General features: G+C 64.0%; 14 protein-coding genes. 9 read left to right on the top strand and 5 right to left on the bottom strand.

Annotated features, from left to right (window positions below):
* The first annotated feature begins 265 nt into the window (after positions 1 to 265).
* Positions 266 to 664 carry a response regulator gene (locus P5205_00865; GenBank protein ID HSA08902.1) on the top strand — a complete coding sequence of 133 codons (399 nt, stop codon included), beginning with the start codon at positions 266 to 268 and terminating at the stop codon, positions 662 to 664.
* A 227-nt stretch (positions 665 to 891) separates the two neighbouring features.
* On the opposite strand, the gene P5205_00860 is transcribed toward P5205_00865, so the two are convergent.
* Positions 892 to 1,950 (bottom strand): 3-isopropylmalate dehydrogenase, encoded by a 1,059-nt coding sequence (locus P5205_00860; GenBank protein HSA08901.1) that lies wholly within the window; start codon positions 1,948 to 1,950, stop codon positions 892 to 894.
* Between the two features lie 216 nt (positions 1,951 to 2,166).
* Here P5205_00860 and P5205_00855 point away from each other — a divergent pair, with 216 nt between their 5' ends.
* Positions 2,167 to 3,522: a DUF1080 domain-containing protein gene (locus tag P5205_00855; protein ID HSA08900.1), complete on the top strand. Its 1,356-nt coding sequence runs from the start codon at positions 2,167 to 2,169 to the stop codon at positions 3,520 to 3,522.
* Between the two features lie 109 nt (positions 3,523 to 3,631).
* On the opposite strand, the gene P5205_00850 is transcribed toward P5205_00855, so the two are convergent.
* The 4 genes from P5205_00850 to P5205_00835 all read right to left on the bottom strand — a co-directional run bounded on the left by P5205_00850 (position 3,632) and on the right by P5205_00835 (position 6,505).
* Positions 3,632 to 4,111 carry a GIY-YIG nuclease family protein gene (locus P5205_00850; GenBank protein ID HSA08899.1) on the bottom strand — a complete coding sequence of 160 codons (480 nt, stop codon included), beginning with the start codon at positions 4,109 to 4,111 and terminating at the stop codon, positions 3,632 to 3,634.
* Positions 4,108 to 4,455 (bottom strand): phenylpyruvate tautomerase MIF-related protein, encoded by a 348-nt coding sequence (locus P5205_00845; GenBank protein ID HSA08898.1) that lies wholly within the window; start codon positions 4,453 to 4,455, stop codon positions 4,108 to 4,110. The genes P5205_00850 and P5205_00845 overlap by 4 nt, the downstream gene beginning before the upstream one ends.
* Before the next feature lie 110 nt (positions 4,456 to 4,565).
* Complete coding sequence (locus P5205_00840; GenBank protein ID HSA08897.1) at positions 4,566 to 5,030, bottom strand: cereblon family protein; 465 nt, start codon at positions 5,028 to 5,030, stop codon at positions 4,566 to 4,568.
* An 80-nt stretch (positions 5,031 to 5,110) separates the two neighbouring features.
* Positions 5,111 to 6,505: an RtcB family protein gene (locus P5205_00835; GenBank protein ID HSA08896.1), complete on the bottom strand. Its 1,395-nt coding sequence runs from the start codon at positions 6,503 to 6,505 to the stop codon at positions 5,111 to 5,113.
* A 438-nt stretch (positions 6,506 to 6,943) separates the two neighbouring features.
* Here P5205_00835 and P5205_00830 point away from each other — a divergent pair, with 438 nt between their 5' ends.
* The 7 genes from P5205_00830 to P5205_00800 all read left to right on the top strand — a co-directional run bounded on the left by P5205_00830 (position 6,944) and on the right by P5205_00800 (position 19,053).
* On the top strand, positions 6,944 to 8,881 hold the full coding sequence (locus P5205_00830; protein ID HSA08895.1) for a hypothetical protein: 1,938 nt from the start codon (positions 6,944 to 6,946) through the stop codon (positions 8,879 to 8,881).
* Positions 8,882 to 8,885: 4 nt separating this feature from the next.
* Positions 8,886 to 9,887, top strand: coding sequence for a MoxR family ATPase (locus tag P5205_00825; GenBank protein HSA08894.1), 1,002 nt, complete (start codon positions 8,886 to 8,888; stop codon positions 9,885 to 9,887).
* A 68-nt stretch (positions 9,888 to 9,955) separates the two neighbouring features.
* Complete coding sequence (locus tag P5205_00820; protein ID HSA08893.1) at positions 9,956 to 10,885, top strand: DUF58 domain-containing protein; 930 nt, start codon at positions 9,956 to 9,958, stop codon at positions 10,883 to 10,885.
* Positions 10,886 to 10,888: 3 nt separating this feature from the next.
* A complete protein-coding gene (locus P5205_00815) occupies positions 10,889 to 12,733 on the top strand; it encodes a VWA domain-containing protein (GenBank protein HSA08892.1) in 1,845 nt (614 codons plus the stop codon).
* Positions 12,734 to 12,788: 55 nt separating this feature from the next.
* Positions 12,789 to 13,808 (top strand): substrate-binding domain-containing protein, encoded by a 1,020-nt coding sequence (locus P5205_00810; protein HSA08891.1) that lies wholly within the window; start codon positions 12,789 to 12,791, stop codon positions 13,806 to 13,808.
* Entirely contained in the window at positions 13,805 to 16,177 is a 2,373-nt protein-coding gene (locus P5205_00805) for a 6-bladed beta-propeller (protein HSA08890.1), read from the top strand. The genes P5205_00810 and P5205_00805 overlap by 4 nt, the downstream gene beginning before the upstream one ends.
* Positions 16,174 to 19,053: a VWA domain-containing protein gene (locus P5205_00800; GenBank protein ID HSA08889.1), complete on the top strand. Its 2,880-nt coding sequence runs from the start codon at positions 16,174 to 16,176 to the stop codon at positions 19,051 to 19,053. The genes P5205_00805 and P5205_00800 overlap by 4 nt, the downstream gene beginning before the upstream one ends.
* Positions 19,054 to 19,402 lie beyond the last annotated feature (349 nt).

Raw genomic sequence — 19,402 nt, 5'->3', positions numbered from 1 at the left:
CCGGCGCACGGCAGGATGCCCGCGCCCCGCCTTTGCAGGTGTGAAATGTTCCGGTTAGAGTTTGCAAGGTTTTTGGCCGGCTGGCGTATTCCTATATATGAGAGAAGAATCAGTTGAACAGGGACAACAAACCAGGCAATGGATCAATATGACCTCACGGCGGACGTTTCTGAGCAGCTTGCCACTGCTAATGGCGGCGCCGTATTGGAGCCCGGAGGCGCAACGGACGGTTCGGGCTGATCCTGGTTACACTGTTCGCAGGCGCTTGGATCGATCGATTTACGTAGTAGATGATTTCCCAGCGATCGTGGAACTATGCCACTTCGTACTCGAGGACGCCGGTTATACGGTGCGAGGCTTCAATGACCGGGCACTGGCGCTGCAGGCCTTTCTGACTGCCGATCCCCAACCAGGGCTGCTCATCACGGACTACGACGGCTACCCGATCACCGCGGAGGAGTTGATGAGGGCATGCCGCCGGATTCAACCTGGCCTGAAGATCCTGATGTCAAGCGGCTACCTGGAAAGCCGCATGCATTTCACCCACATACGACCAGACCGATACCTGCCAAAGCCTTATCGCATCGAAGAGCTCATGGCCACTGTGGAGGCTTTAGTCGGACCGCCCGCGCCCATGGGAGGCTATTTCCTGCAAGATCTTTAAGTGCGGCAGGGATCATCGCTTCCAGGGGCAAGGGGATTGCCGGCGCAGCGCTGGTGGTTCAGGGCAATGTTGTTCATTTGAGCCTCTACCGGAACTGAGCCGCCGATCACAGTTCCCCAGCCAAGGAACCGCTGACTCGTGAAGCGGGGACTCGACCCCGGGCCGCCCAACTGTGCCACATGGCAGACAGGCGCGGTCCGAGGGCAGCTGAGGGTGACGCCAGGGCCTTACAGCGCCCCGGCCACCAGATCACCCACCTGAGAAGTGCTGTAGCCCATCTTGCCGGCGGCGAGGCTCTTCATCTTCTCGCGGGTGATCTTGATGACGGCCTCCTCGATGGCCTTGGCGGCTTTGGTCTCGCCCAGGAAATCCAACATCATCTGGCCGGCGCAGATCGCCGCCAGGGGGTTGATGACGCCTTTGCCGGTATATTTTGGAGCGCTGCCGCCAATCGGCTCGAACATGCTCGTGCCTTTCGGGTTGATGTTGCCGCCGGCGGCGATGCCCATGCCGCCCTGCACCATCGCGCCCAGGTCGGTAATGATGTCCCCGAACATGTTGTCGGTGACGATGACATCGAACCACTCGGGGTTCTTCACAAACCACATGGTGGTGGCGTCCACGTGAGCGTAGTCGCGCTTGATGTCGGGGTAATCCTTCTGGCCGATCTCGTGGAAAGCGCGCTCCCAGAGATCGAACGCAAAGGTCAGCACGTTGGTCTTGCCGCAGAGGGTGAGCTTCTTCTCCTTATTCCGCTTGCGGGTGAACTCGAAGGCGTAGCGCAGGCAGCGCTCGACGCCCGGGCGCGTGTTGATGCTCGCCTGCAGAGCGACTTCGTGGGGCGTGCCCTTGTAGGTGAATCCGCCCGTGCCGGTGTAAAGCCCTTCGTTGTTTTCGCGCACCACGACGAAGTCAACGTGCTCGGGCTTCTTGTCTTTGAGCGGGCAGAAGCGCTCGTCGTAGAGCTTGACCGGGCGCAGGTTGATGTACTGCTCCAACTCGAAGCGGGTGCGCAGCAGGATGCCCTTTTCGAGAATGCCGGGCTTCACGTCGGGATGGCCGATGGCGCCGAGCAGGATGGCCGGGAACTTCCGCAGCTCGGCCAGCACACTGTCCGGCAGCGCCTCGCCGGTGCGCAGATAGCGATCGCCGCCCAGGTCGTAATCCGTGTAGCTGAGCTTGAGCTCAAATTTCCTCGCCGCAACGTCGAGAACCTTGATGGCCTCGCGGACCACTTCGGGCCCCGTGCCGTCGCCGCCGATGACTGCTATGTTGTAACTCTTCATGTGCAAAAGCTTCTGTCTGCCCCGCGCTTCTGGCAGGGAGGGCGGATGCTAATCATTCCACGCCGGGTGGCAAGGAATTCTGCGCGAGGCGTCGCAGTTGCGATTTGCGGTCACCCGGGCAGCCGCTCGTTAAGTGGCAGAGGCGGGTAAGCGGTCCACGGAAATGAGCGGCAGAAAAAGCTTTATCACACCCTGCCGGAACATAAAACTGCAGCGATGAAACTGACTCTGACTGTTCGCTGCGTCCATTGGGGCCCTATACTCGTGCTGCTGGCCGGTTCTCTGCTGCTCACCTCATGCGACAACACGGGTTCCCCGGGTGCGGCGGGAGCGAAGCAGCCGAAGAGATTTGCGGCACTGTTCAACGGCCAGGACCTCACCGGCTGGCGCGGGGGGGAGACGTTCGATCATCGCAAGCTGCTGGCGATGCCCGCCGACCAGCGCGACGCGCAAATTGCCAAGTGGACGGAAACCATGAAGGCCCACTGGCGCGCCGAAAACGGCGAATTGGTGAATGACGGACAGGGCGCCTACGCCACGACCGAGAAGGATTACGGGGACTTCGAGCTGCTCGTCGAATACAAGACCGTGCCGAAGGCCGATTCGGGCATCTATCTGCGCGGCTGCCCGCAGGTCCAGATTTGGGACTACACGGACCAGGGGAAGTTCGGGATCGGCGCCGATAAGGGCTCAGGCGGACTCTGGAACAACAGTCCCGGCGCGCCCGGCAAAGACCCACTGGTCCTGGCCGACAAGCCGTTTGGGGAGTGGAATGCCTTCCGCATCCTCATGGTGGGCGCGCGGGTGAGCGTGTGGCTGAATGAGAAGCTGGTGGTGGACCACGCGCTGATGGAGAATTACTACGACCGAAAGCTGCCGGTGCCGGCGAAGGGGCCGATCCAGCTCCAAACCCACGGCGGTGAAATCCGCTGGCGCAACATTCTCATCCGCGAGATCGGAGCTGAGGAGGCGACCAGGATTCTGGCCGACCACAGCAATGCGGGTTTCAAGTCCATTTTCAACGGTCGCGACTTCACCGGCTGGGCCGGACCGACGAACAACTACGAGGTGGTGGACGGCGTGCTGCAGTGTCAGGCGCGCAAGGGCGGGACGATCTACACCACAGAGGAATACGGCGACTTCGTGGCCCGGTTGGAGTTCCGGCTGCCAGCTGGCGGGAATAACGGGTTGGCGATTCGTTACCCCGGCGAAGGGGACGTCGCCTATACGGGCATGTGCGAACTGCAGGTGCTGAGCGAGGATTACGAGCAGGTCCACGGGCAGAAGCTGGACCTGCGGCAGTATCACGGATCGGCTTACGGGGCGGTGGCGGCGGCACAGGGATACCAGCGGCCGGTGGGCGAGTGGAATTTCCAGGAGGTTACAGTGAAGGGCTCAACGATCAAGGTGGAGCTGAACGGGACGGTGATCCTGGATTGCGACATGGCAACGGTGAAGGAGTTCATGGGCAAGCGAGAGCATCCGGGCAAGGACCGGAAGAGCGGGTATTTCGGGTTTGCGGGGCATAACGACCCAGTGGCGTTCCGGAATGTGCAGATCAAGCGGTTGTGAGGAGCGAGGCTCACACGAAGGGGGCGAAGGGGGCGAAGGGCCTGACCGCGAAGCACCCAGGTGGAGAGGAGAGCTGGAAGGACGGGCGGCCCGCAGGTAACTGCAAGCCCTACCTGGGGCCGAGCGGGAGACGATGGATTTGGATGGGGTGACCGAAGGTCTGGCTGACGGCCAGCCGGAGGCGGGCGAAGGAGGGCGGGCGTTTGGAGTGGAAGAGGTGGGTGGTGCGGCCGCGGTGGTAGTCGGAGGAACCGAAGCGGGGGATGGGCATGTGGAAACCTGGCGACCGGGCCAGCAGCGCCGCCAGGTCCTGCTCGAGCTTCCGGCCGGCAAGGGCATACCAGACCTCGAGAGGCTCGGCGTGCCGCAGGAGGTAATCAATATGCCAGTGAGGTTCGGCGACTGATTCGAGATGATGCCCCACCCGCGCCCGGAGGCCGCCCGGACCGAAGGCGCTGCCGACGTAGGCGTAGAATCCCGGAACGAGGTCGAACGCACCCAGGCGCCCGATCTCCAGGCGCTTCATGCGCGGCACGAAGGCGATCAGGACGTAGGTCCCTTTGTCTTCCGGCAAATCCGCAGCGGTCACCCGAAGGTGTTTCCCTTCCAGCCCCAGTTGGCGGCAGCGAGCTCGGTGAAGTTGAGATAGATGCGGTTCGCCGGCAGGCCGAGCGATTCATTCAACAACCGGCAGATCTTTTGCGAAAGCTGCCGGTTCACGTCGCCGCTCAAGCCGCCGATGCCGCGGATGTCCACAAAAGCCCCACCACCCGGTTTGCCGGCCATCAAGATGTCGGCCTGCCCGGCAGTAACCATGACGTATTCCTCGGGCTTGCCGGTGGTTTCGGCCATGACTTTGGAGAGAGCGGTGAGCAGCGTCTGGCGCTTTTCATCGGTGAGAGCAACAGTAGTTTCAAGTCTCAGGAGAGGCATAACTTCGTTTCATTAAAGTTCGTAAGCGAGAGCCACATTAACCCGCTCGGAGCCGTTTGGCCAGTGCCCGGGTGTGGGCGTCTTCGCAATCCTGGCGGCATCACCTGGTGTCAATTACTCACGTGCAAGGCCCGGACAATACGGCTCTTGATGAGTCCGGCGAAATGATGCTGGCCCGCGTAGTACCAGCCAAGCTGCTGGCCGCAACGGTCACACTGGCAGAAGGACCAGGTGTGCCCGGCAAACCACGTGTGTTCCAAACTGGGCGGACCCACTTCCCTGCAACCAAGCGTCCGGGAGAACGTGATAATGGCAAACCTGACTCCCTCCGGATTTGCAAATGTAAATTCGTCTTTGCCATCGTAAGGGAACCGGTCCTTTTCGTTGGCCACGCGGCTGTGGCACCACGCGCAAAGCCAATCGCCTTCGGTGTCGCCCGAGGTGGCCGCGGTGCTCTGCGCCAAGTCCGGCTCGGCCACGGCCACTGTCAATACCCCGGCGTCTGTTGCCGCTGAAGCCTTCCAATTCAGAGCCCCCGCACTACTCTCCTCGAAGGAAAGTGGCCTTGCATTCACGGTTTGTTCCTGTCGCCTGCCGACAATGAATAGCCCGGGTGACTGATAACGGGCGGGAAAACTCGCATGCAATCGTTCCATTAATCTTCGGCCCGCTCACCCGGAGGGCTCATCTTGACGAGCTTCGGATCGAATTGGCCCAGGATGGTCACCAAGTCGCTTTGCGCGGCCATCACTTCACGGATGTTCTTGTAGACCATCGGCACTTCATCCAGCCCCGCGGAAATGAGGGTCACCCCCTGCTCGCGCAGGTACTCGTTCACCTTCTTCCAGTTGAAAGTTCTCGTGGCCTGCGTTCGGCTCATCACGCGACCCGCCCCATGCGCCGCTGAGTGCAGTGATTCGGCGTTGCCCTTGCCGCTCACCACAAAGCCCGGCGAGGCCATTGAGCCGGGGATAATGCCCAACACGCCTTGCCTCGCCGGGGTCGCGCCTTTGCGATGCACAATCACCTCGCGTTCGACCCCGCCGATCACGTGCTGTTCCTTCCAGGCGAAGTTGTGATGATTTTCCAGGTCGAGCAGGACCTGCGCGCCCAGGTTGGCGGCGATGTGCCTGTGAATCAGCGCATGGTTGGCGGCCGCGTAGCGCCCCATCAACTGCATCGCCGCCCAATACTCCTGTCCGGCTTCCGAATCCAGCGACAGCCAGGCCAACCGCTTCAGCTCGCCCGGCAGGGCTGGGAACTGGCTGAAGGCGACTTTGCTGTAGTAATCGCACACCGCCGCCCCTGTGCCCCGGCTGCCGCTGTGACTGAGCAAGGCAACATAGATCCCCGGCTCAAGCCCATGGATCTTCCCGTGGGCGGTAAAGAGGCCAAACTCAACAAAGTGGTTGCCGCTGCCGCTGGTGCCAAGCTGCGCCCAGGCACGGTCCTTGTTCTGCTTCGTCACCGGGCTGACGGACCAGTCGGCGTCCATCACCTCGTGTTGCCGGCGCTGCTTGAAATTTGAACCCACGCCGAACCGCGTTTCAGCCGCAATTGCGCGGGCGAGCCGATCCTGCCGACGCTCCAGGTCGCGCGAGGAGATGTCGAGCACTGTCATCTTCATGCGGCACGCGATATCCACCCCCACTGCGTATGGAATCACGGTGTTTTCCGTCGCCAGCACCCCGCCAATCGGCAACCCGTAACCGACATGCGCATCCGCCATGAGCGCTCCCGCCACCGCCACCGGCAGCAGGCATGCCTTTTCCATCTGCATCACCGCCTCAGGTTCCAGCCCCTCGCCCCACTGGCGGTATCTGACCGGATCAGCGCGTGGCGGAGGCGGCGCCTTAAGCAACGCCCTGGCAAACTCCCCGCGCAACGGATCATCGGTGAATTCCCTGGGATTGGCGACGACGGCCTTCACTTCCGCCTCCAACCGCGTCTTGTCCCCACCGCTAAGGATGAACCGGCTGATGAAGTCGGTCGCCCGCCGCGTCGCTTCGCCCAACGGCACACTAAGCCGGATCAGGTCTTTGGAGTTCAAAAATCGGGCGGGCGTTTGCCGGAGCCGCCTCCGCAGCGATGGTTGCCAGCATTACTGGACGTTTCCGGCGGGGGATGTGTCAATTCTCCGCGCATGATCTCAAGGTGGCAGTTGCTGCCGGAAGCGTCAACACCAGGCCCTGTCGGCAAATCCAGCAGGTAGGAGTTGCAGATTAAGTGCCCTGGCCTTGGCGGCGAAACCCCGGCGCCTACCCGGGGGGACTACGGTGTGGTTCCCATGGGGAGCGCTCCCCATGGGAACCACACCGGGCCATCGCCGGGGTCAAACCGTTATCGCCCCGGCCCGTTACCGAGGTTCGAGGTTCCTGCCTTGGGTGAGCCGAATTCTCTGGTCTCGGCTAAACTTTTGGCCCGCAGCCGTGTCTAATTCATTTGAACTGGCCAACGGCGCGCTGGTGCGGCACGTTTGGCTGAAGCCATGAGCGAACTGCAGATCATCCAATCCGCTCTGCAACAAGCGGCTTGGCGTTGCCGTTGGACGCGGGGGCTGCGCGGTTTGTGGCAGGGGCTGCTGGCCGGGGCCGTGCTGTCCCTGCTGCTGCTGGGCCTGTGGCATTTGCTGCCGCTGCCGCTCTGGACGCTCACTACAGCCGCGCTGGTTCCGTTGCCGTGCGCCGTGATGGGTTTGATTCTCGGTATTTGGCGCAAACCGTCTTTGCCGGACATCGCCCGGTGGGTGGATGGCCGGCAGCATTTGCAGGAGCGCCTGAGCACTGCTTTGGAAGTCGCGGCTGATGCGGACGCGGGCGCGTGGCGCGACCTGGTGGTCACCGACGCCGCCGAACATGCCAAAAGCCTGGACCCTCGCCGGCTGGTGCCATTCCACCTGTCCAAAACCGCCCGCTGGGCGCTGGTGGTGCTGGCGCTGGGGGCCGGCCTGGGATTCGTTCCCGAATACCGCAGCAAGCGTTATCGGCAAACGCAGGCGGAGCAGCTAAACATCAAGGAGGTAGGCCGACAGCTTGCGGACCTGACCCGGCGCAGCCTGGAAAACCGCCCGCCCGCACTCGAACCGACGCAGAAGGCGCTGGAATCTGTCACCGACCTGGGCGACCAGCTTAACAGGAAGACCTTCACCCGCAGCGAGGCCCTCAAGGACCTCGCCAGCGTGGCCGAGAAGCTCAAACAGGAACTGAAAGAGCTGGGCAAAGACCCGGCCTTAAGGAAGATGGAACAGGCGGCCCGGGCCTCGACCGGGAACGACTCTCAGACTGCCGCCGGCCTTCAGAAGCAAATGGAAACCCTGCAAAAGCAGTTGGGCGCACCGGTCGGCAACCCCGACGCGCTCGACAAGCTGAAGAAAGACCTGGAGAAGCTGCGCGAGTCCGCCAAAGACATGGCCGCGCAGAATACGCCCGCCAGCGAAGCGGAGCGGCAGAAGCTGTCCGAAGCGCTGAGCGCCCTGTCCAAACAGGCGCAGGACGCCGGACTGCAATTACCGCAACTGGACGAGGCCATTCAGGCCCTGGCCGCTGATCAATCCGGCCTGGTGCTCAAGGATATCGAAGCCGCTGTGACCGACCTTGAGAAGTTGCGCGACATGGCCAAATCCCTCCAGCAGCTCCAGCAACAGGCCCAGAAGCTGGGCAAAGACCTCGCGGAGCAACTCAAGAACGGCCAGCCCGAACTCGCGCAGGCGACGCTCCAGAAGATGATCACGCAGTTGAAATCGGCCAATCTGACACCGGAGCAACTCCAGAAGATTCTCCAGGAGGTGGCCAAAGCCGTTGACCCGGCCGGCAATTACGGCAAGGTGGCGGAGCATTTGAAGAACGCCAGCCAGCAAATGCAAGCGGGGAACAAACCCTCCGCCGCACAGTCGCTCGAAGCGGCGGCCAGGGAGCTGGAAGACCTGATGCAGCAAATGGGCGATGCCCAGGCGTTGATGGCCGCGTTGGACAACCTGAACCGTGCGTCCATGTGCATCGGCGCGTGCCAGGGGTGGGGGATGCAAACCAGCAACCGGCCCGGATACAATCCGTATGGGAGCCGTCCGGGGGGCGGCGTCGGCACCTGGTCCGACAGCAGCGCGGAATGGGACGGCCAATGGAGCGAACATTGGGACAACACAGGCTTCAACCGGCCTGACCAGGACCCGCAAGGTCATACCGACCGCGGGCCGGGCGAGCTGAGCGACGCGCTCAAGCCCACCAAGGTCAAGGGACAATTCTCTCCCGGCGGACAGATGCCCAGCGTTACCTTGAAAGGCGTCAGCATCAAGGGCCAAAGCAAAGTGGCTTACGAGGAGGCCGCCGCCGCCGCGCAATCCGACGCCCAAAGCGCCTTGAGTCAGGATAAAGTCCCTCGCGCCTACCAGGGGGCGGTGCGTGACTACTTCGATGACCTGAAGAAATGAGATTATGAATACCGAAGACCAAATTCACGCCTTTCGCCAGGCTTACGCCGCCTTGCGAGCGGAAATCAGCAAAGTCATCGTCGGTCAGGACGCGGTCGTCGAAGGCACGCTCATTGCGCTGTTCGCGGGCGGCCACGTGCTGCTCGAAGGCGTGCCCGGGCTCGGAAAGACCCTCCTGGTGCGCACGCTGGGCGAAGCGCTCGAACTCCCGTTCAGCCGCATCCAATTCACCCCCGATCTGATGCCGGCTGACATTCTCGGCACGAACATCGTCATGGAAATCCCTGGCGGCCGGCGCGAGTTTCAGTTCCAGCGCGGGCCGATCTTCGCCCACTTGATCCTGGCTGACGAAATCAATCGCGCGACGCCCAAGACCCAGTCGGCCCTCCTCGAAGCCATGCAGGAGCACCAGGTGACCGCCGGCGGCGAACTGCGCAAACTCGGCGAGCCATTCTTCGTCATGGCCACGCAGAACCCGATTGACCAGGAGGGCACCTATCCGCTGCCCGAGGCGCAGCTCGACCGCTTCTTCTTCAAGATCCTTGTCGGTTACCCCTCGGGAGATGAACTGACCGAAGTGCTCTCGCGCACCACAGCCGGCCCCGGCCAGAAAGCGCAACGCGTGCTGACCCGTGAGGCGCTGCTGGAGCTGATGAAACTGGTGCGCGAGGTGCCGGTGGCCTCCCATGTGAGAGATTACGCGGTGCGGCTGGTGCTGGCGACGCATCCCAAGACCGAAACCGCCGCTCCGATAGCCAGCCAGTACCTCCGTTTCGGCAGCAGCCCGCGCGGCGGCCAGACGTTGCTGCTCGCCGGCAAAGTCCGCGCCCTCACCGATGGCCGTTTCAACGTCAGCTACGATGACATTCAGGCCGTCGCGGCCACCGCCTTGCGCCACCGCCTGATCCTCAACTTCGAAGCCGAGGCCGAAGGCATCACGACCGACTATATCATCGGGCAAATCCTGAGCGATGTGCCGCGAAATGCGTCCGCGGTGAGCGTGTGAAGCGGTTCGGCGACAATCCACGCCCCGCCACGGCAGCGCGATGAACCGACCGACGCGGAAGACCATCCATGCCTGACCCGCTGCTGACGCCGGAGCTTCTGCGCCGCCTCGAGCAGTTCCAGCTGCTCGCTGCGCGCCGGACCAAAAGCTCGTCCAGGGGCGAACGCCGCAGCCGCGCGCGGGGGCAGTCGGTCGAATTCGCCGATTACCGCAATTACGTCCACGGCGACGATTTCCGCTACCTGGACTGGAACCTCTACGGCCGGCTGGAGCGGCTGTTCCTTAAGCTCTATGAAGAGGAGCGCGAGCTGCCGGTCCGCATCTTCCTCGATGCCAGCGAATCCATGACCTTTGGCGAGCCGCGCAAGTTCGACTTCGCCCGGCAGGTGGCAGCCGCCATCGGCTATGTCGCCCTTTCAGGCTTCGACCGGGTGAGCGTGATTCCCTTTCCCGACCTGGCCAATGACGCCAACGCCGACCCCAGCGCGGGCATCGCGGAACTTGCCGCACGCGGCGCCCTGCGTTCCGTCCGCGGCAAGAGATCGGCCTGGCAGTTCTTCCGGAATCTCAGCGCGCTCACGGCCGGAGGCGCGGCCAATCTCAACGAAACCCTGCGCCGGGGCGCGCTGGGGGCCCGCCGCGCCGGCCTGGCGGTGGTGTTGAGCGACTTTCTGGACCCGGCCGGTTATGAGCCCGGGCTGACCGCCCTGCTCGGCCGGGGCTTCCAGGTGGACCTGGTGCAGATTCTTGCCCCGGATGAACTGGCCCCGACGAGCTTTGGCGACTTGCGCCTGGTGGATTCTGAAACCGGCACCACGCAGGAGGTCACCTTCGGCCGCTTCCGGCTCAAGGCCTATCGGCAGACCGTGCAGAACTTCGTGCAACGGCTGCGGGAATACTGCCAGGCCCGCGGCGTCAGCTTCTTCACGGCGAGCTCCGACACCGATTTGCCGGAGCTGCTGCTCAAGCAACTGCGCCAGGCCGAAGTTTGGGGCTAGGAGATGCACTTTCTAGCCCCACTCGCGTTTGCCTTCGCCGCCTCCATTCCAGTGGTGGTCCTGTTCTACCTGCTGAAGCGCAAACGGGTGGTGAAGCTGGTTTCGAGCACGTTGCTGTGGCAGAAGTTCCTGGCGGAGACCCAAGCCAGCGCGCCGTTTCAGAAGCTCCGCAAAAACTGGCTGCTGATCCTGCAGATCGTCCTGCTGACCCTGGCAGTACTGGCCCTGTCGCGTCCGTATTTCGCCGCGGAGGCCAAGCCGGCCCAGAAGCGCGTGGTTATTTTGGACGCTTCGGCTTCAATGCAGGCCAGCGACGAATCCCCATCCCGCTTCGAGAAGGCCCGCGCCGAGGCTTTGAAATGGGTAGACAGCCTCAAGGATACCGATGAGATGGTGATTGTTCTCGCGGGCGCGACTACCGAGGTTAAACAGTCCGCCACCAGCGAAAAGGCCGCCCTGCGCCGCGCGCTGCAGAACTCCGTTTGCTCGGATGGGCCGACGCGCCTCGTGCCGGCTCTCAAGATGGCCGAATCGCTCGTGCGGGATCTCGATCCGAGGACCGGCCCGGAGATTCACCTCTTCAGCGATGGTGCGGTGCCTGAACTGAGTGAGTTTGAGAACAAGGCTTTGCCGCTGATCTACCATCGGGTCGGCAAGAGCGCGAACAACCTTGGCATCACCGCGCTGGACGTGCGCGCAAATCCCGAGGATGCCCGTCAACGCGCGATCTACGTCAGCGTGGCTAACTTCTCTCCCGACAGCCGGCAGACGGAGTTGGAGCTGTCGCTCGACAACCGCCTGCTGGAGACCCGCCCGCTGACTATTCCGGCAGGCGAGACTTCGCCCCAGGTGTTCATGTCCAGGCAATCGAGCGACGGCGTTTTCACGGTCCGACTGACCGCCCCGGACGAATTGGCCGTGGACAACCAGGCCTCGATTGCCAGCCTTTTGCCGAAACCGGTGAAGGTGCTGCTGGTCACGCGCGGTAACCGGCTGTTGGAGAAGGCGTTGCGCGCGGCGCCGAATGTGGAATTGGCCAGCGCCACTGACCTGACAGACCCAGCTGCCGGGTTCGACTTCGTTGTCCTCGATGATGTGACCCCGACGGTCTGGCCCCGGGGCAGTGTTCTGGCCATTCACGTAGTCAACACCAACTGGCTTGCAGGAGTCAGGCGCGCCGAGGCGCCGGCTATCGTGGATTGGAGGTCCGCGCATCCACTCCTGCGCTATGCGAGTTTTGACAATGTCCAGGTGGTGCAGGGCCTCACCGCGCAAACGCCGAGTTGGGCGGTGTCGCTGGTCGAGACGCCCCAGGCCCCGCTGATCCTGGCGGGCGAACTGGGCCGGCAACGCATCCTGTGGATCGGCTTCGACGTGCTGGAGAGCAACTGGCCGCTGCGCGTCTCCTTCCCCATCTTCATTGCCAACGCGGTGGAGTGGTTAAACCCGGCGACCGCCCGGGGCGACCAACTGCTGGTCAAAGCCGGCGACCCGCTCAGGCTGGCGCTGACAGAGCCGGCGCGCAGCGCGCAAATCACCTTGCCCGACGGAGCGGCCAGGGCGCTGGCGCTCGACCCGACGGCAAACGAGCTCGTGTTCGGCGACACCCATCGGCAAGGCGTTTACCGTCTGCGCCTGGGAACCAACGACACAGCCTTCTGTGTCAATCTGCTCGACGCGGTGGAAAGCAACATCAAACCCCGGGACGAGCTGCAGTTGGGCCAATACACCAAAGTCAGCGCGACCACCACGAAGCGGGCCAACATGGAACTCTGGCGCACCATCGCCGCCCTCGCACTCCTGGTCCTCCTGGGCGAGTGGTGGTACTACCATCGGAGGACGGTATGAGGATCACCAATTGGCTATCGGCTATTGTCTGTTGGTTATTCTCCTTCCCCCACGCATGAGCACCCAACCTCCACCCCCCAAAGACCGCGGCTGGCGCGGTGATTTCTTCGCAACGCGCGAGGTCCTCGGGCATTACTCCTCCTGGGTGATGCCCGTCGTCGCCGCTCTTATTGCAGCGGGCTTCCTTCCAGTGCTCAACTGCGTAATGACGAAGGGCCAGGACAAGGTCGTCGCCTACTGCGCCCAGGACCAGGCCTATGCCGAGCCCATCTTCCGCGAGTTCACTCGACAGACCGGCATAAAGGTCCGCGCCGTCCACGACAGCGAAGCGGTCAAGACCGTCGGCCTGGCCAACCGCCTGCTGGCGGAGCGTTCGCATCCTCAGTGCGACATCTTCTGGGGTAACGAAGAGCTGCGCACGCGCCAGTTGGCCGCCCGGGGCGTGTTCCGCGAGACCAACGCCTGGGCCGCGATTGGCTATCGCAGCCGGCGCATCGTCATAAACACCAACCGGCTTTCGCTCGCCGCCGCGCCGCGCTCCCTGCTCGAACTCACCAACGAAACCTGGCGCGGCAAGGTGGCGCTGGCCTACCCGCAGTTCGGCACGACGGCCACACATTTCCATACCCTGCGCCAGCACTGGGGTGACGAGCGCTGGCAAGCGTGGTGCCGGGCGCTGGTGGCGAACCAACCGCTGCTCGTGGACGGCAACTCAGTCGTGGTAAGAATGGTAGGGCGCGGGGAGGCGTGGATCGGGCTGACCGACTCGGACGACGTTGTCGCTGTCGGACACAAGGACGGTTTGCCCGTCGCGCAACTGCCCATGAGCGGGGAGACGCTGTTGATTCCCAACACCATCGGCCTGGTGCGCGGCGGACCGAATCCAAAGGCGGCACAGCGCCTGTTTGAGTATCTGCAACGGCCCGAGGTGGCGCGGCAACTGGTCGCCGCGCACGCCCTCGAAGGGGTCTCGATCCGCGAAATCACCACCCCCAGGCTCGAACCCGATTGGGAAGCCCTGCTGCGCGATCTGGAGGACACCACCGCCAAATTGAACCGGATCTTCCTGAGGTGAACTGGCTGCTGCTGAAGAACAGTTTGCTGGTAGGCGGGCTAACGACGCTGCTGGCGGCGAGTTTTGGCTTCGCGGCAGCGCTCTGGTTGGCAGGGCTCGAAGCCCGTTGGCGCAATCGCCTGCTGGCCGTGGCGGTGACGGCGCTGGCGCTGCCGCCGTTTCTGGCGACCAACTGCTGGCTGCACTACCTCGGCTTGGCGGGCGTGTGGCGCGCCTGGCTGCCCTTGAATATCGTGTCCCTCGGCGGCACGGTCTGGATCCTCAGCCTGCTGACCTGGCCGCTCACGCTGCTCCTGGTCCTGGCCGCCTGGCAGCGGCTGGAGCCCGCGCAACTGGAGAGCGACGTGGCGGTCAGCGGCTGGTGGCTGGTTCGCGGCCTGCTCTGGCCGCTGGGACGCGCCGCCCTGGCCCAGGCGGCGGTGCTGACCTTCGTGCTGGCTTTGAATAACTTCGCCGTGCCCGCCATCCTGCAGGTGAAAGTGTTGCCGGCCGAAATCTGGGTGCGCTTCAACACGACTTTCGACACTCCCGGCGCCCTCTGGCAAAGCTGGCCGCTGGTGCTGGCCCCCCTGCTGCTTCTGCTCGGGTTCGCCCGGCGGGAATTGCCCTGGCCGCGAACGCAAGGCGCGGTCTCGGCGAGACTTTTCCGCCAGCAGCTCGGCCCGCGTTGGTTCTGGTGTTGCGGCGCGGGCACCGTCGTTATTTGCCTCCTGTCGGTTGGCCTTCCTGTCTACCAACTGGCTTCGGTCAAACGAACATGGACCGAGTTGGGCGGCGCCCTGGCGGCCGGACAAGGCGCCTTATGGAACTCGTTCACCTGCGCCGCTCTCTCAGCCACGCTCGTAGTGGCCCTGGGCCTGGCCGCCGGGCTGCAAAGCCTCACCCCTCGCAGCCGTTGCTCCGGCAACCCATGCAACCCGTTCAACTCAGTTAACTCCCTGCTGGGGTATCTTGCCTGGCTGCCGTTCCTGCTGTCGGGCGTGTTGCTCGGCATTGTCCTGATTGCCCTGTTGAATCGCCCCTGGTTCTCACTGCTGTATCAAAGCGCCGGGATTGTCATTCTGGCGTTTGTGATCCGGTATCTGGCGCTGGGCTGGAACTCCGTAGCCCACGCGCTGCGGACGGTGGACACCGATCTGACCGACGCCGCCCGGCTGGTGGGCGCGACGCGTTGGCAGATGCTGCGCCATGCGCAATGGCCGCAAATCGCGCCGCAAGTTGCCGCCTCGTGGTATGTCGTCTTCCTGCTCTGCCTCTGGGACGTTGAATCCATGGTCCTGGTCGTCCCGCCCGGGGGCGAAACCCTGGCGCTGCGCATCTTCAACCTCCTGCATTATGGCCACAACGCCCAAGTCAATGCCCTTTGCCTGACGCTGCTGGCACTGGCGGTTACCCCGCTGCTGGCGTGGGCGGTTTGGCGCACGGCGCGCGGCGCGTGGTGTGTGATTGCCTGCAGTGCTGCCCTCGCCCTGACCGGCTGCGCGCCCAATGCCCCCTCAAACGAGGTGTCCCTTCAAAGCCAGCTCTTCCAACGCGCCCGGATTATCGGCTCGCGGGGAGTGGGTGCGGGCGAATTCAGCAAGCCCCGCTCGGTAGCCGTGGACGCGCAAGACAACCTCTACGTCGCGGACATGACCGGCCGCGTGCAGAAGTTCTCCTCCAACGGCGTTTACCAGCTTTCCTGGCAAATGCCGCTGACCGACCTGGGCAAACCCAAAGGCATGGGCCGCGACCGCGACGGGAACATCCTCGTGGTCGAGCCTCACTATCAGCGCGTGAACGTCTTCTCGCCCCTGGGCCAGCTCCTCGCCCAATGGGGCAAACCCGGCACCAACGCCGGCGAGTTCACCTGGCCGCGCGCGATCGCGGTCAACTCCCGCCGCGAAGCGCTCGTGAGCGAATACGGCCTGGTCGAACGCGTGCAGCGGTTCGCCGACCGCGGCAAGCAACTCCTGGCGTGCTTCGGCCGTGCCGGCAATGGCCCCGGCGAGTTCAACCGGCCCGAAGGTCTGTGCGTGGATGCGCAGGACCGCTTCTACGTAGCCGATTCCTGCAACCACCGCGTCCAGGTCTTCGGGAGTGACGGCCAGTTCCTCCGCGCTTACGGCAAAGCCGGCCAGGGCAAGGGCGAATTGAGCTACCCGTATGACATCTGCGTGGATGCCGCGGGACGGCAATACATCTGTGAGTTCGGCAACAGCCGCATCCAGGTCTTCGATGCGAACGGCCAGCCCCTGGAAATCATCGGCGGCCCGGGGGCGGCGCCGGGGCAATTCAGCAACCCCTGGGGCGTGGCGCTTGACTCGGCGGGCAACCTCTACGTAGCCGACTCGCAGAACCACCGGGTGCAGAAGCTCATGCGAAGATGAACCTCCAGTTCACACACCCTCATTACCTGCTGCTGCTGGCCCCGGCGCTGGCGTGGGTGATCTGGCTGGCCTGGAAGTCCGACACGCAGGCCAGCCCCTGGCGGCGGTGGGCCGCGCTGAGCATCCGCCTGGTCGTCCTGGGCGCCCTCGTGCTCGCGCTCGCCGGCCTGCAATGGCTGCGGCCAGTGGAAGGCATGAACGTCTTCTTCGCGCTCGATCGCTCGGACAGCATCCCCTCCCCTCAACAGGAAGCCGCCCGGGAATTGGTCAACCGCATCTCCAGCGAGAAAAAGAAGCGAGACCGAGCCGGCGTGGTCGTCTTCGGCGCCGACGCCAGCATCGAATCCTCGCCCAATTTGGCGGTGGACCTGCAGAAGATCTATGCCGTGGTGGGCACCGAACGAAGCGACCTGGCGGCCGCCATCCGGCTGGCCACCGCCGCCTTCCCCGAGACCGGCCAGAAGCGCCTGGTGCTCATGTCCGACGGCAACGAGAACGTCGGCGACGCCCTGAGCGCCGTGCTGGCCGCCAAACCGCTCGGCGTGAGCGTGGATGTCGTGCCGATGGGCGTGGCGCGCGTCAACGATGTGTCAGTGCAGAAACTACAGGTGCCGGCCAAACTGAAGGAGGGGCAGGTCTTCGAGGTCAAGATCTTCGTTCAGGCCGACCGAGCCACCTCCGCCAACGTGCGGCTCCATCGCGACGACCAGTTCCTCGGCGGCCAGAAGGTCGAATTGTCCGCCGGCAAAAACCTGTTCACGTTCCCCCAAACGCTGACCAATCCCGGCTTCTTCAAATACGACGTGCAGGTGGACACCCCCGGCGACCCGCTCCCCCAGAACAACCGCGCCACCAGCTTCGCCACCGTGCGCGGCCAGCCGACCATCCTGATCGTCTCGGCCGACCCCGACCAGGACCAGCAGCTTGCCGCCGCCCTGAGGTCTCCCACCCTGACCGTCAGGCTGGTCGGCCTGAAAGACTTCCCCGCCACGCTCGCCGAAATGCAGAGCTACGATGCCCTTTTCATCAGCAACCTCGCCGCCGGCGATCTGGGGCTCGACCGCCAGCGGCTGCTCGAAAGCGCCGTGCGCGACTTCGGCGTCGGCCTGGTCTGCGTGGGCGGCGACCAGACTTACGCAGCGGGCGGCTACCGCGGCACTCCCCTGGAGGCCACCCTGCCGGTCAGCATGGAACTGGACAGCAAGAAGGTCCTGCCCAGCGGCGCGGTGGTGCTGGTCATGCACGGCATGGAATTCGCCAACGGCAATGAAGTCGCCCGCCAGTGTGCCCAAGGCGTGCTGGCCACGCTCGGTCCCACCGACGAAATGGGCATCGTGCTATGGGATGGCACGGAGCGCTGGTTGTTTCCGCTGCAGAAGGCGGCCGACAAGAAGGCCCTCTCGGCCCAGATCGCCGGCATGAACCAGGGCGACCTCGGCAGCTTCGCGGGAGTGCTGCAGATGGCCCAGGGTGCGCTCAACAAATCCACCTCCCATCTCAAGCACATCATTGTCTTCAGCGACGGCGATCCTGCCGCGCCAACCCCGGCCCTCATGCAGTCCATCGTCAGCGACCGCATCACAGTCAGCAGCGTCCTGATCTCGGGCCATTCGCCGCCCGACACCATGGAAGCGATAGCCGCCCAGGGCAACGGCCAGTTCTACAATGTCATTTCGCCCGACGATCTCCCCCAGATCTTCATCAAGGAAACCGCTGTAATCCTCAAGTCCGCCATCTACGAAGAGCCCTTCCAACCGCAAGTGCGGGCTGCCAGCGAGGCGGTGCGCGGCATCGGCCAGGCCGAATACCCGAAACTGCTCGGCTACGTCGCCACGACGCCCAAGCCCCGCGCCGAGATCCCCTTGTGGACGGACAAAGGCGACCCCCTGCTGGCCCATTGGCAGTATGGCCTTGGCCGTGCCGTGGCCTTCACATCCGACGCCAAAGCCCGCTGGGCCCGCCTCTGGCTCAACTGGGAACAGTATCGCCAGTTCTGGTCCCAGGTCGGGCAATGGAGCATGCGCCGCCTGGAAAACGCCGACTTCACCACCGAAGTCACCGCCGACAAGGGCGAGGGCCTGATTAACGTCGAGGCGCTGGACAGCGAGGGCAACTTCCGCAACTTCCTCAACCTGCAGGCCGCTGTCGTCAGCCCCAAAGGCGAGCGCCAAACGGTGCGGCTCGAACAGACCGGCCCCGGCCATTACGAAGCGCGCTTCCCCACCAAAGAGGTCGGCGCCTACCTGCTCAACCTGATGGATGTCAAAGACGGCCAGGTGCGCGGCTCGCAGGTCATCGGCACCAGCATTAATTACTCGCCCGAATTCAGCGCCGCGGCGCCCAACCTGAATCTGCTGCGCCGCATCGCCGAATCCGGTGGCGGCAAACTGCTGGACCCCGCCGCCCCCACCGTCAATCCCTTCCTCCATGACCGGCAGAAAACCTTCCAGCCGCGCGACCTCTGGGAATCGCTGCTCCAATTGGCCATCATCCTTTTCACGCTGGATGTCGGCGTGCGGCGCATTCAGATAGACCGCGACGAGTGGCTGCGAGCCACGCAAACCCTGCGCCGCTGGCTCTTCTTCTGGCGCGGCGCCCCGCGCCCCCCGGAAACCCAGGAGTCCCTGGCCGCGCTGCTGGCCCGCCGCCACCAGGTGCGCTCGCAATACTCCGCTCCCGCCCCCGAGCCCAGCCCCGACCTGTTCCGCCCCGAACAGGCGCCCACCGTCCCTTTGCCGGGCGAAGCCGCAACCGCTCCGCCACCGTCTCAGCCCGCGGGCGCGCCGGCCCAACCCTCCGGGCCACCCGAAGATCAACCGGCCAGCACCGCCAGCCGCCTGCTTGCGGCCAAACGCCGCGCCCAAAGACGCAAGTGACCGGCCGCGCCCTGAATTGCAGGGGGGAAGCTGCAATTCCAGGGCTGGAAACCACACGCACCCGTTTGACACCGCCAGCCGGCAGCCAGCGGCGCCCAAGGGAGTCCCTCCGTATCCGCACCGTATCCACACCGTATCCACACCGTAGGTTCACGTTTCTAAACCACTGCAGCCCCTATACTTACGCCAAATCACCCCCCGGCCGTCTCCAATCACGGCATAACTCCCTTCGGCACAATGACTTAGAGCGATTCCACGCGACAAACGGCGCATTGCCGCTGTCGCAAGCCAAGCCACGGCGCACCCCCGTTATGAGTCTGGTTTTGGTTGCCCTCCACTGGCACCTTTA

Source organism: Candidatus Paceibacterota bacterium (genome assembly GCA_035452965.1).
In the GTDB taxonomy this organism is placed as follows: Bacteria; Verrucomicrobiota; Verrucomicrobiia; order Limisphaerales; family UBA8199; genus UBA8199.
Note: the sequence above shows the minus strand (reverse complement) of the source record. Positions and strands in the feature narration are given on the sequence as shown.

Bases quoted from the DNA above. Each gene is read 5' to 3' on its own strand.
- P5205_00860 (HSA08901.1), bottom strand. From the start codon at position 1,950: ATGAAGAGTTACAACATAGCAGTCATCGGCGGCGACGGCACGGGGCCC.
- P5205_00855 (HSA08900.1), top strand. From the start codon at position 2,167: ATGAAACTGACTCTGACTGTTCGCTGCGTCCATTGGGGCCCTATACTC.
- P5205_00845 (HSA08898.1), bottom strand. From the start codon at position 4,455: ATGCCTCTCCTGAGACTTGAAACTACTGTTGCTCTCACCGATGAAAAG.
- P5205_00830 (HSA08895.1), top strand. From the start codon at position 6,944: ATGAGCGAACTGCAGATCATCCAATCCGCTCTGCAACAAGCGGCTTGG.
- P5205_00825 (HSA08894.1), top strand. From the start codon at position 8,886: ATGAATACCGAAGACCAAATTCACGCCTTTCGCCAGGCTTACGCCGCC.
- P5205_00820 (HSA08893.1), top strand. From the start codon at position 9,956: ATGCCTGACCCGCTGCTGACGCCGGAGCTTCTGCGCCGCCTCGAGCAG.
- P5205_00815 (HSA08892.1), top strand. From the start codon at position 10,889: ATGCACTTTCTAGCCCCACTCGCGTTTGCCTTCGCCGCCTCCATTCCA.
- P5205_00810 (HSA08891.1), top strand. From the start codon at position 12,789: ATGAGCACCCAACCTCCACCCCCCAAAGACCGCGGCTGGCGCGGTGAT.
- P5205_00800 (HSA08889.1), top strand. From the start codon at position 16,174: ATGAACCTCCAGTTCACACACCCTCATTACCTGCTGCTGCTGGCCCCG.